At 59.5% G+C, this 12418-nt stretch carries 10 protein-coding genes; 6 read left to right on the plus strand and 4 right to left on the minus strand.

The features are described 5' to 3' along the window. Window positions 1–83 precede the first annotated feature (83 nt). Both ACINK1_RS03105 and ACINK1_RS03110 read left to right on the plus strand, forming a co-directional pair. Window positions 84–1595, plus strand: coding sequence for a leucyl aminopeptidase (locus ACINK1_RS03105; protein ID WP_376802406.1), 1512 nt, complete (start codon window positions 84–86; stop codon window positions 1593–1595). Beyond that, on the plus strand, window positions 1592–2041 hold the full coding sequence (locus ACINK1_RS03110; RefSeq protein ID WP_376802407.1) for a DNA polymerase III subunit chi: 450 nt from the start codon (window positions 1592–1594) through the stop codon (window positions 2039–2041). Before ACINK1_RS03105 ends, ACINK1_RS03110 begins: the two co-directional genes overlap by 4 nt. A gap of 13 nt (window positions 2042–2054) precedes the next feature. Here ACINK1_RS03110 and ACINK1_RS03115 read toward each other — a convergent pair whose 3' ends face one another. Beyond that, window positions 2055–3026, minus strand: a complete 972-nt coding sequence (locus tag ACINK1_RS03115) for an amidohydrolase family protein (protein WP_376802408.1) — start codon at window positions 3024–3026, stop codon at window positions 2055–2057. Window positions 3027–3288: 262 nt separating this feature from the next. Between ACINK1_RS03115 and ACINK1_RS03120 the strand changes: the two genes are divergently transcribed. After that, entirely contained in the window at window positions 3289–5391 is a 2103-nt protein-coding gene (locus ACINK1_RS03120; RefSeq protein ID WP_376802409.1) for a PAS-domain containing protein, read from the plus strand. Here ACINK1_RS03120 and ACINK1_RS03125 read toward each other — a convergent pair. Both ACINK1_RS03125 and ACINK1_RS03130 read right to left on the minus strand, forming a co-directional pair. After that, window positions 5377–7248, minus strand: a complete 1872-nt coding sequence (locus ACINK1_RS03125; RefSeq protein ID WP_376802410.1) for an ABC-F family ATP-binding cassette domain-containing protein — start codon at window positions 7246–7248, stop codon at window positions 5377–5379. The genes ACINK1_RS03120 and ACINK1_RS03125 overlap by 15 nt on opposite strands. Window positions 7249–7453: 205 nt before the next feature. After that, entirely contained in the window at window positions 7454–7672 is a 219-nt protein-coding gene (locus tag ACINK1_RS03130; protein ID WP_376802411.1) for a hypothetical protein, read from the minus strand. 110 nt (window positions 7673–7782) lie between these two features. Between ACINK1_RS03130 and ndk the strand changes: the two genes are divergently transcribed. The 3 genes from ndk (at window position 7783) to ACINK1_RS03145 (ending at window position 10952) form a co-directional block, all read left to right on the plus strand. Beyond that, window positions 7783–8205 (plus strand): nucleoside-diphosphate kinase, encoded by a 423-nt coding sequence (gene ndk, locus ACINK1_RS03135; RefSeq protein WP_376802412.1) that lies wholly within the window; start codon window positions 7783–7785, stop codon window positions 8203–8205. Between the two features lie 219 nt (window positions 8206–8424). Continuing rightward, the gene (locus tag ACINK1_RS03140; protein WP_376802413.1) at window positions 8425–9003 is read left to right on the plus strand and encodes a TRAP transporter small permease subunit; all 579 of its coding nucleotides are present in this window, start codon (window positions 8425–8427) and stop codon (window positions 9001–9003) included. Between the two features lie 152 nt (window positions 9004–9155). Further along, window positions 9156–10952 carry a TRAP transporter large permease subunit gene (locus tag ACINK1_RS03145; RefSeq protein ID WP_376802506.1) on the plus strand — a complete coding sequence of 599 codons (1797 nt, stop codon included), beginning with the start codon at window positions 9156–9158 and terminating at the stop codon, window positions 10950–10952. Between the two features lie 220 nt (window positions 10953–11172). Here ACINK1_RS03145 and ACINK1_RS03150 read toward each other — a convergent pair whose 3' ends face one another. Then, window positions 11173–12270, minus strand: coding sequence for a TRAP transporter substrate-binding protein (locus tag ACINK1_RS03150; RefSeq protein WP_376802414.1), 1098 nt, complete (start codon window positions 12268–12270; stop codon window positions 11173–11175). Window positions 12271–12418: the final 148 nt, after the last annotated feature.

A 12418-nucleotide genomic window follows, 5' to 3' on the forward strand; every position in this document is an offset into this window, starting at 1 on the left:
AAGGGGCCTGGCGCGATGGCGCTACCACTTGCCTGAGGGCGCACAAAGGTTTTGTCTGAATGACACCAACACAAGGGGCTACGATGAACGAGATGGTCAAAATTTCCTATCAGGCCCTGAAACCGGCCTCGGGTGGCACGGTTGTCATCTTCGTTGATAGCGCGCTGCGCCTTGGTGCGACGGCGCTCCTGATGGATGAGAGTGTTCGTTCTGTCCTGAAACGCGCCGGCAAGATCGCCAGATTCAAGGGCAAGAAAGAGACATGTCTCGATCTGCTTGCGCCCGCCGATGGCAAATTTGATCGCTTGCTGGCGGTCGGGATCGGCACGGAGGGCGAGATGAGCCAGCAGGACTGGCTCAAGATCGGCGGTATTGTTTCGGGCAAGCTGGGTCCGTCGGACGACGGGGAAGTGACCATCCTGTGCGAAACAAGTGCGGGAGCGGTCTCACCGGCAGTCGCCGCCGACATCATGCTCGGGCTCAGGCTGGGGACGTATCGTTTTGACCGCTATAAATCGCCGAAGACCGGCGATGAGGCGGAAAAGCCGGTACCCAGACGGGTGCTTGCGGCCGTCAAGGATGTGGCGAGCGCACGCAAAGAGCATGTGCTGCGAACCGCGATTGGCGATGGCGTTGAACTGGCGCGAGATCTTGTCAATCTGCCGGCCAATGATCTCGGGCCGCTCGAATTTGTCAAATATTGCGAGAGCCTTAGGGCGGTTGGCGTCAAGGTCGAGGTGCTCACTGAAAAGGAAATGAGCAAGCTTGGCATGCGCGCGCTGCTCGGTGTGGGGCAGGGATCGCGGCGCGGGTCACGCCTCGTCGTCATGCGCTGGGAGGGCACAAAAGCAACCGGCAAACCTCTTGCTTTCGTCGGTAAGGGCGTTGTCTTCGACAGCGGCGGCATTTCGATCAAGCCGGCGCAGAACATGGAAGACATGAAGGGTGATATGGCGGGCGCTGCCTGCGTCACCGGGTTGATGCGCACGCTAGCCCAGCGCAAGGCGAAGGTGAATGCCATCGGCATCGTCGGGCTGGTTGAAAACATGCCCGACGGCAACGCCCAGAGGCCTGGCGACGTGGTGCGCGCCATGTCCGGGCAAACCATCGAGATTATCAATACGGATGCCGAAGGCCGCCTCGTTCTGGCCGACGCCCTGTGGTACTGCCAGCAGCGGTTCAAGCCACGATTCATGGTCAATCTGGCGACGTTGACGGGTGCCGTTCTTGTGGCGCTGGGGCAGGAGCATGCAGGGCTTTTCAGCAATGATGACGCGCTGTGTGAACAGCTTCTGGCGGCTGGGCGGGTAACGGATGAAAAGCTGTGGCGGCTGCCCTTGTCGCCTGCCTATGACAAGATCATCGACAGCAAGATTGCTGATGTCAAAAATTCCGGTGGTCGCTACGCAGGCGCGATCACGGCGGCGCAATTCCTGCAGCGTTTCGTCAACAAGACGCCGTGGGCGCATCTCGACATCGCCGGGACGGGCATGGGCGTCAGTGCAAGCGAGATCAATCACAGCTGGGGCCCGGGCTTTGGCGTACGCCTCCTTGAGCGCTTTGTTGCGGACCAGTTCGAGAAGGGCTCAGCTTGAGCGAAGTCCTCTTCTATCATCTGGAAAAGCAGCGGCTGGACGCGATCTTGCCGAACCTGCTCGAGCGCACCCTGCAGCGCGGCTGGCGGGCCGTGGTGGAAGCGCCGGCGCGCGAGCGGATCGAGGCGCTCGATGCCCTTCTGTGGACCTATCGTGATGATAGTTTTCTGCCTCACGGCACGGATGACGGGCCATTTGCGGCCGAGCAGCCAATCATTCTGACAAGCGGAAAGGGGTCCAGCAACGCCGCCCGGGTGCGCTTTCTGGTCGATGGTGCAGTCCCCACCGATATCGATGATTACGAGCGTGTGGTGATCCTGTTTGACGGGCGCGATGATGAGGCCGTGGCACAGGCGCGTGTGCAATGGAAGGCGCTCAAAGGCAGCGCCCACGATCTCACCTACTGGCAGCAGGATGAGGCGGGGCGCTGGCTGAAAAAGGCGTGATCGCGCGAAGCTGTCAGAATTTATAAAGGCGCGCCGGGTTGTCGACGAGAATCCGGCTGCGTTGGGCGGCATCCGGCGCCCATAATGCCAGCTGGTTCAACAGCAGCCCGTCGTCAATATCGTAGAAAGGCGCGATATCGAAGCGGGTGCGCGCCGGATGAGCGGCTGAGTCCGGATGTGGCCAGTCGGTACCCCAGATGATGCGTTCGGGATTGGCGTTAATCAGTGCCTTGGCAAGCGGCGCTGCATCGGCGAAATCGGGCCCCTTGTTGGAGGCGCGATAAGCGCCGGATATTTTGACATAGGCCTTGCCGGAGCGCACCAAAGCGAGCAAATCGGCAAACCCGGGCTGATCGACGCCCAGCGCTGCCTTGGCGCCACCGAAATGGTCGAACACGACCGGGACCGGCGCCTCCGCCACCTTGTCCTTAAGGGCGCTGATCATCGCCAGATTGGTATAGATCTGCACGTGCATGCCACGCCCCTTGACACGACCGAGGCCCTCATCGAGCCTTTGCGCGCCAACGACCGGATCGTTGACACCACCTGTTGCCAGGTTGAGCCTGATGCCAACAACACCCGCCCGGCCCATCGCATCGAGTTCCGCCTCTGTCGTCTTGGCGTTGATGACGGCAACGCCACGCGCGTCAGCGCCGCGAGCCGCCATCCCGTAAAGCGTCGCGGCGTTGTCAGCGCCATAGACCGACGGCGTAACAATGACCACCCGCTTGATGTGCAAGGCTGCGTGGAGCTGTGCCATCTCGTCTGGAAGCGCCGCTTCAGGCGTATACACCCGTCCTTCGAAATAGGGGTACTTCGCCGGATCGCCATGGATATGGGTGTGGCAATCGCAGGCGTCGGGCGGGACAGCGAAATTGACGGCTGTCTTTGGCTGTGACGCCTTTGCGATTGCCATATGTGACCCCAGCGCGAGAGTGCCTGCCGTTCCCGCACCCCATGCCATGATATCGCGACGCGTGACCATATTGTCCTCCCGGATGACCGCCTTCTTCGAGACGTAAGCGCTGGTGTGCTGAAATTGGCACATACTCTGGGTAAACGCCACGATTGATCAGCCATCGAGGCGCGTTCCGCCGTCAGACTTGTCGTGTCGGGTCAGTGGCAGAATTCTTCCAATTACTCAGTTTTTCTTAATGGAATTCAGCGAAAGTGAGCCTTCGGATCATCCAGGATGGGTTGAGATCGTTAGTCACATGACAGCAAAGCGAATGCTCTCTTTTCGAACCTTGCTGACTGATGCAACCGTGTGGGTTGCACTGGGAATGGTGGCGGTGATGTGGGTTGCCATCGTCGTCACGCTGCGCGACGAGCGCCAGCAGGCCATCCGCGCTGCCGTCGATGAATCCAGCAAGTTGACGATCGCGCTTCAGGAACAAGCCGCAAACATGTTCGCTGATCTTGACCGTACCTTGAAATTGTCGCGGGCGCGGCTGCAATCGACGGCAACTTCGGATGATCTGCGGCGTCTGTTGGCCGAGCCTGATCTTGCCGATCCGCGTGTCGAGTTCCTCGCCATTATCGATCTGCGCGGCTATGTCGTTGCCAGTAATGCGAAAAGTGATGCGGTCAAGCTCTATGCGGGCGATCGCGAACATGTCGCCTTTCATTTCACCACACCCGAGGATGTGGCTTTCCTCGGCAAGCCGGTGATCGCCAGGGCGACGTCTCGGTTGGCCGTGCCGATGACGCGAAAAATTTATGACGCCGACGGGCAATTCGACGGCGTGATACTTGCCTCGATATCGCCCAACCGTGTTTCTGATTATTATGCCTCGCTTCTGACAAGCGAGGGAGCCCAGATCGCGCTGATCGGTTTTGACGGCGTCTATCGTGCTCGTGGCAGTCGAAGCAAAAGCTCGATCGGTGGCACGTCGCAGGATACCGCCCTGCTTGCGGCGGCAAAGCAATCGCCGGTTGGCGTGCTGATTGAACCTGCAACAGACAAGACTTCGGCAATGATTCACGCCTACCGCGTCATCGAACCGTTTCCGGTGTTTGTGTCAGTTACCGTTCGTGAAATGGATGCCCTGGCCGAGTACACCGCTCATGCACGAACGGCTACATTGTTCGGCGCCATCATGACGGCGGTCATTGTGCTGCTGGCGGTTTTGATCATGCGCAATCGTCGTCAGCTTGGCCGGACGATCAGCGTGCTTGAATCGAACAAGCAGATGCTTGCCGAAAAGACCCAGCAATTATCAGTTACCCTCGATCACATGGAACGCGGGCTGATGATGGTTGACCGCGAAGGTATCGTGCGCATCATCAATCGCCGGCTCGTGGAACTGATCGACCTGCCACCGCAGTTTCTGTCGCGGAAACTGCTCTACAGCGAAGTCGTTGCTGATTTGATGGCCCGCCGCGATTTCGGCAACGATCTGGCTGCCGGTGAGTCGGGATTACGCCAGGCGATGGATTTTGACACATCGAGCGCGGTGCCGATCAAATATATTCGCCGCCGCAAGAATGGTCGCTACATCGAAGTCCAAAGCGAACCGATGCCGGAAGGTGGCTTTGTGCGTACATTTTCGGATATCACCGAACTTTGTCGCCGCGATGAAGCGATGAATGTCAGCGCAAGAAATCTTCATCGATTTACCCAGATCGCAAGCCGTGATCTTCAGGAGCCGATGCATGATATCAGCAGCCAGGTTGCCCGCCTGAGGGAAGCATTTGAGCGTCGTGACCGCAGCCACAGCGATCGCGCGATCAACCATTTGGCCGAATCCGCGCAGAAGGTTCGCGCTGTCGCCAATGACCTCGTCGGCTATACCCAGCAATGTGTACGGACGCTTGAGACACGCTCGACCGTAATCGGTGACATCATCGCGCAATCCTTTGGTCGCATGCGCCAGCGCTATCCTGACCAACGGGTCGAATTTGTCTCTCGTCTGCCGCGCATCGAAGTGAACTGTGATCCAGACGTGATCAGATGCGTTTTCGATTCACTGTTTGCCAACGCCTTTGCGTTCCGCAATGGCAATCTACCGCTTGAGATCAAGGTATACGGCCAGTTCTGTTCGCAGAACGAATCGTATCAGCTGCATTTTCGTGACAATGGCAGCGGCTTCATGTCGAACGACCACGAGCGCATATTTGAACCCTTTGCGCGGCTCATGGGGCAAACCGGGCACATCGACATGGGGATTGATCTGGCACTGGCGCAAGTCGGCGTGGAAAAGCATGGCTGGAAGATCACCGGAAACAGCGTCATCGACATGGGATCGACGTTCAGCATTCTGATTGCGCGCTGCGATCTGATCGAGGTTGACGGCGTGCGGCAGATGGGTGGTGGCGACGTTGCGCAGCTCGTGTCAGCGGCTGCCTGACGTCTGCAATCGCTCCAGCGCCTCATTGGCCTTCAGCCAATCTTCCTCTGCTAATCCAAGACCGAGGCCAGCGTTTTTGCGCAAGCGGGCGAGCTCACCCGCCTTCTTCGGGTCGCGGGCGTAAAGTTTGGGATCGGCCAGCAATGTGTCGATGGCGACAATGCGCTGCCGGGCCTGCTCGATTTCCTGTTCGAGGCGCTGGATCCGGGTGCGGGTGGCGGCGATTGCCTGCCGATCGGGCGCCGCCGGCTTGGCAGCAGGCTTGACCGACCCCTTGTCCTTGATGACGCCACCCGCTGCCGCCAGAACCTGGTCGCGATAATCATCAAGATCACCGTCGAAGCGTGTCACCGTCCCGTTGCCAACCAGCCAAAGACGATCAACGCAGGCGTCGAGCAATGAGCGATCATGGCTGATCAGGATCACAGCGCCTGAAAATTCGTTGATCGCCGTTACCAGCGCTTCGCGCGCCACCATATCGAGATGGTTGGTTGGCTCGTCCAGCACCAGCAGATGGGGCGAATAAAAGGCCGCGAGATTGAGAAGCAGGCGCGCGCGCTCGCCGCCCGAGAGAGCGCCGACCGCCGTTTCCGCCCGGTCGCCGGAGAAGCCATACTGGGCGGCACGGGCGCGGACCGATGCCTCGCTTTGCGCCGGCATGAGACGGCGCAGATGGTTCAGAACGTTTTCCTCCGGTCGCAACTCATCCAGCTGATGCTGGGCGAAATAGCCCGCAGATAGCGCAGGGGCCCGCGTCAGTCGTCCGGTCATCGGCTGCAGGCGCTGGCAGACCAGCTTGGCGAATGTCGATTTGCCATTGCCGTTAGAGCCGAGAAGGCCGATGCGGTCGTCCGCGTCAAGGCGCAGCGACATGTGTTGCAGGATCGCCTGATCATTATAGCCGACCGAAACGTCGTCGAATGCAAGCAAGGGCGAGGCGAGGGTCTTGGCCGGGGCGGGGAAAAGAAAATTGACCTGCTGCTCGTGCTGGTCAACCGAGATCGGCACCATCTTTGCCAAGCGTTTCAGGCGCGATTGTGCCTGGCTCGCCTTGGTGGCGGATGCGCGGAAGCGATCAACGAACGCCTGAAGATGCGCCCGCTCTTCGGCCTGCTTGCGGGCGGCCTTCTGATTGAGCAGTCGTTGCTCGGCAAGCTGCTCGGCAAAGCGATCATAATTGCCGGCCCAAAAGCTGAGTTTTGCCTGATCGAGATGGATGATGTGGTCGACGGCTCCATTCAGCAGGTCGCGATCATGCGACACGATGATGACGGTATGGGGATAGCTCGCCAGATGCGCTTCCAGCCACAGCGTGCCTTCAAGATCGAGGTAATTGGTCGGCTCGTCGAGAAGCAGGATGTGCGGCTCGCGAAACAGCATGGCGGCGAGGGCGACCCGCATGCGCCAGCCGCCTGAAAATTCCGAGGCGGGGCGTGCTTGCGCTGCCTCATCAAAGCCAAGCCCGGCGAGAATGCGTGCGGCGCGGGCAGGGGCGGCGTGGGCGGCGATGTCGCGCAGCCGGCCATGGATGATCGCCACGCGCTCCGGATCCTGGGTGTTTTCGGCCTCTGCCAGAAGTTGCGCGCGCTCTTCGTCTGCCGCCAATACGATATCGCGGATGGCGATGGAGGTCGCGGGCGCCTCTTGCGCGACCTGGCCCAGGCGACGCCCGCGGGCGATGTCGATTTCGCCGCTATCGGGCGCGAGTTCACCGGTCAGCAGCCGAAAAAGCGTGGTCTTTCCCGCGCCATTGCGCCCCACGAAGCCGACGCGGGCGCCGTCTGGTACGGTGACACTTGCTTGGTCAAGGAGGGTTCGGCCGGCGACGCGACAGACGACATTGGATAAACGGATCATGGACGGCTTATAGGCAGGTGCTGCACCGCGATCAATTCACCGTGGCTCAAAAACAGAGAAAAAGCGCCCGCGAGCAACGACGATACGCGTCGAGCCCACCATGCGCTGCTGAAATGACCGTTTTCGCCGGGGTATTTGCCACAACTCGACCATGAATTCGCCCGTGCGCGTCGCCAGCTGACCGTAGTTTTGCCAAAGCCGGGTTCTAGGTATCGGTCGTTCGTGACCGCTGGCGCGAAACCACTTCACCGACGGGACAGACATGCGCGATGGGCTGCAACAGGTACGTGACATGACGCTTGTAGCCGGTGGGCTTATCGTCGCGCTCATCGTTGTTGCGTTTGCAGTTGCGATCAACGTCGATCACCGGGCTGCGGCCGTTGCCACTCGTTTCGACGGCCATGGCGTCGTCGAGCGTGCCCATTAGGCCGCCTCCCACGCCCGGCCGTTGGCGAGGGTCTGGCAATTGTTCTCTTGTCGGTTTCCGGTCATGCTGCTACATGCGCCCGTCCTCATGACGGAGTAAATGACCAGATGGCTACCGAGCGCACCTTTTCCATCCTCAAGCCCGACGCGACCCGGCGCAATCTGACAGGCGCCATCAATGCCATGATCGAGACGGCTGGCCTGCGGATTATCGCTCAGCGGCGCATTCACATGTCAGAAGCCCAGGCGAAGACCTTTTATGCCGTCCATAAGGAACGGCCATTCTTCGGCGAACTCGTGCAGCAGATGTCGGCGGCGCCGGTTGTCGTCCAGGTGCTCGAGGGCGAGAACGCGATCGCGCGCTATCGCGACATCATGGGCGCCACCAATCCTGCCCAGGCGGCTGACGGTACCATCCGCAAGGCGTTTGCGCTCAATGTCGGTGAAAATTCGGTCCACGGATCGGATGCGGTTGAAACTGCGCGTCAGGAAATCGCCCAGTTCTTTTCCGGCAACGACATCGTTGGCTGATCCGGTAATTGACGCTTTTGGCGACAGGGCGTCCGACAACCGCCTGACAATTATGCAAGAGGGCAGGCGAATTCATTTGGCAAACCGATATGAATGCGACTAATCCTAGGTAATAAGGGCGAAAGCGACGCTCAAAGTAGATCGATGCCGGATCAACGGCAGCAGTAAAGGGAGCAGGCTGTGGGGGCTTTTCTCGCGCTCAGTCGAGCAATTGATGGTATGACGACCTGGGTCGGGCGGATCGTCGCGTGGGCTATTTTTGCTGCGGTGATCGTGTCGACCGGCAATGCCATCGTTCGTAAATTGTTTGATCAGTCATCCAATTCGTGGCTTGAGCTGCAATGGTATCTGTTCGGCGCGGTTTTCATGCTGTGCTCGGCCTGGACGCTGTTGGCCAATGAGCATATCCGCATCGATATCGTGAATAATCTGCTGCCGGTGCGCACACGCAACTGGATCGACGTCATCGGCCATGTGCTGTTTCTACTGCCGCTGACGGTGCTGATGGTATGGACGTGCACGCCGTTCGTGCTGAAATCGTTTCAAGCCAATGAGCAATCGCTCAATGCTGGCGGTCTGATCGTGTGGCCGGCCAAAGCCATCATCCTGGTCGGTTTTGCCATGTTGCTGCTGCAGGGCATCTCGGAGCTCATCAAGCGGGTGGCGATCATGCGCGGTGAGCTTGAGGATGTTCACGGCGGCGGACATCACGCGATGGCGGAAGCCGAAGCCCAGCGCCTGCTCGAACAGGCCAAGGCAGCAGGGCTTGCGCTTGAGCTTGACGGCCAGAAATCCTGAAACGGCAGAAGCGAGTCATTGTAATGTTGCGGTCAACTCTCCGTTTTGGTTTTCTCGCCGTCGCCCTGGGCGCCTGCCTGCTGGTCATTCTCAACGGCTCGGCATCGGCGGCGACACAGGGACCGGGTTTTTCCGGGTGGTTCATCCACAATATGGCGCCGATAATGTTCGCCTCGCTGGTGGTGTTCCTCCTGCTTGGCTATCCGGTCGCTTTCTCGCTGGCAGCCATCGGCCTGTTTTTCGGCTGGATCGGCATCGAACTCGGGCTTTTTGTGCCTAACTTCCTGCAGGCGATGCCCGAGCGCGTCTATGGCGTGATGAACAATGACACCTTGCTCGCCATTCCGTTTTTTACCTTCATGGGCCTCATTCTTGAGCGCTCCGGCATGGCGGAAGATCTGCTCGACACCATCGGCCAGTTGTTTGGCACCATTCGTGGCGGACTTGCTTATGCCGTGGTGTTCGTGGGCGCGCTCCTTGCCGCAACCACAGGCGTTGTGGCTGCATCGGTCATTTCGATGGGCCTGATTTCTCTGCCGATCATGTTGCGGTATGGCTATGACCGGCGTCTCGCCTCCGGCGTCATCGCTGCCTCAGGAACGCTCGCGCAGATCATTCCGCCCTCGCTTGTTCTCATCGTCATGGCCGACCAGCTCGGCAAGTCGGTTGGCGATATGTATGCGGGCGCCTTCGTTCCCGGCCTGGTGCTGTCGGCGCTGTACGCATCGTACGTATTCGGGATGGCGACCTTCGCGCCCAAGGCGGCACCCGGTCTGCCATCCGACGCATTGCTTTACCTGCAGCCTGACGGCACGAGGGGCACGTGGAAACTCGGCCTGCTGACCGTTTTCTCCGGTCTCGTCGGCTACCACGTCATCTCCCAGACGTCCGTGCCCGGCGGTCCTGATTTTGTCGTTCTGATCATGTCGGTCGCGGTGGTGATGGCGTTCGTCGTTGCGGTCTTCAACCGCTATCTCGGCGCCTCGCGGCTGCCGTTGACGCTCGCGGTGACGGTCGCGCTTTTTGTTGCCTATTTCGCGCTCAAGCAAGGCGGGCATCTCAACTGGGCCCTGTTGATGGAAGGTCTGCTGGCGGGAGCCGTGTATGCGGTGATTGCCGGCCTGCTCGACCGCATGTCCGGCTTCAAGCTGGTGTCACCGATCGCCGAACAGGTGACCTTCGTCATGGTGCCGCCGCTGGCGCTCATCTTCCTCGTGCTCGGCACCATCTTCATCGGTGTCGCGACGCCGACCGAAGGGGGCGCGATGGGCGCGACCGGCGCCATCATTCTGGCGGTGATGAAGGGCCGGCTTAACTGGACGCTGATCCGGCAAGCGACCGAATCAACCGCCAAACTGTCCGCCTTCGTTGTCTTCATCCTCGTCGGTGCCCGCGTCTTCTCGCTCACCTTCTACGGTGTCGATGGACATAAATGGGTCGAGGAATTTCTGGTCTCTCTGCCTGGTGGTCAGCTCGGCTTCCTGATTTTCGTCAATATTTTCGTATTTCTTCTGGCGTTCTTCCTCGATTTCTTTGAGCTGGCCTTCATCATCGTACCGCTGCTCGGGCCGCCGGCCGAAAAACTTGGCATCGATCTGATCTGGTTCGGCGTCATTCTGGGCGTCAACATGCAGACATCGTTCATGCATCCGCCCTTCGGCTTTGCCCTGTTCTATCTGCGCTCGGTTGCGCCCAAGGTGCCGTTCCTCGACCGGGTAACCGGCAAGCATACCGAACCGGTCACCACCGGGCAGATCTACTGGGGCGCGGTGCCGTTTGTCGTCATCCAGTGCATCATGGTTGGCCTTGTTATCGCCTTCCCGAGCATGGTGACGCATTACAAGGCATCGGTGGTGACGGGTGATCCCTCAAAGGTCAATATCCAGATCGAATTGCCAGGCCTTGATCAGCCGCTCGGCTTACCCGGGCTGGAAGCGCCGCCGAAGTAGCAAATGATCCCTTTCCTATGCAAAACGGGCCCTTTCGGGCCCGTTTTTTTGCGCAAGGAAAGGCCGGCTTGTCTGGTGGTCGCGTGATGAGCGAGGCGGGGAGGCTGGGCCTTTCTGGTGGCGCCCCGTCCCGCAAGCTCGACAAACAAAAACCCCGGAACGCGTCACGTTCCGGGGTTGATGATATCGAATGGGGCTTAAATCCCCCTGAAAGTCCGCGTCAGCCTTTTTGCTGGGCGCGGGTACGGATGTTGTAGGTATCCATGCTGTACTCGGCCACCTGCCACCACAGATAACCTTCCGAGCGGAAGTTATTGTGATGCTCCAGCAGCTTCTTGAACGGCTCGTTGGTTGCCGCGATTTCGCTGTTGACCTCGTTGGTCGCCTTGAAGAAGGCGTCGAGGACTGCAGGCGGGAAGGGGCGAAGCTGCGTGCCGCTGGCCACCAGACGGCGCAAGGCTGCCGGATTGAGGACGTCGTATTTCGCCATCATCCAGTTGCAGGTCTCGGCGCAGGCCGTGGTGATCGCATCCTGATAAAGCTTCGGCAGTGCTTTCCACTTTTCGATGTTCATCAGCGCGCCGACCATGGAATTGCCTTCCCACCAGCCGGGGTAATAATAGTAGGGCGCCACCTTGTTGAAGCCGAGCTTCTCGTCATCATAGGGGCCGACCCACTCGGCCGCATCGATCGTGCCCTTTTCGAGGGCTGGATAGATGTCGCCGCCGGCGATCTGCTGCGGCACGCCGCCCAGTTTCTGGAAGACGCGGCCGGCATAGCCACCGATGCGGATCTTCACGCCCTTGACGTCCTCGACGGTCTTGATTTCCTTGCGGAACCAGCCGCCCATCTGGCAGCCCGTATTACCGGCGGGAAGGCCATAAATGTTGTGCTTGGCGTAGAATTCGTTCAGCAGTTCATTGCCACCGCCCTGCCACATCCACGCCAATTGCATACGGGTGTTGAGGCCGAAGGGCATCACAGAGCCGAACGCAAAGGTCGGATCGACGCCGATATAATAATAGGGCGACGTGCAGGTCATTTCGATGGTGCCGTCTCGCACCGCCTGCATGGTCTGCAGGCCGGGCACGATTTCACCAGCGCCAAAGGACTGGATCTGGAACTTGTTCTCGGTCAGGTCGGCAACGCGCCTGGCGATCTGCTCGGCGCCATTATAAATGGTATCGAGTGATTTTGGATAGCTGGATGCCAGGCGCCACTTGATTTCGGGATGGGCCTGAGCGAGTGCCGGAGCAGCGAGCGTGCTCGCCACTGCTGTACCGGCGGCAGCGCTGGCCAAAAACTTGCGTCGGTTCATGGTTGTTTCCTCATTGGTATCTTGACGACGCGCAATTCAATCATTTGCAGAGCAGTCATGCAAGCGTGCCGACACTGAAAACACAAAATTTGCCGAAAACCTGGTGTGACGGGCGGCGAATTGCTTCAAATTTAACCAAATTGGATGA

Origin of the sequence: Raskinella chloraquaticus (SeqCode) (genome assembly GCF_021731865.1) — a bacterium.
Taxonomy (GTDB): Bacteria; Pseudomonadota; Alphaproteobacteria; order Rhizobiales; family UBA4765; genus Raskinella; species Raskinella chloraquaticus.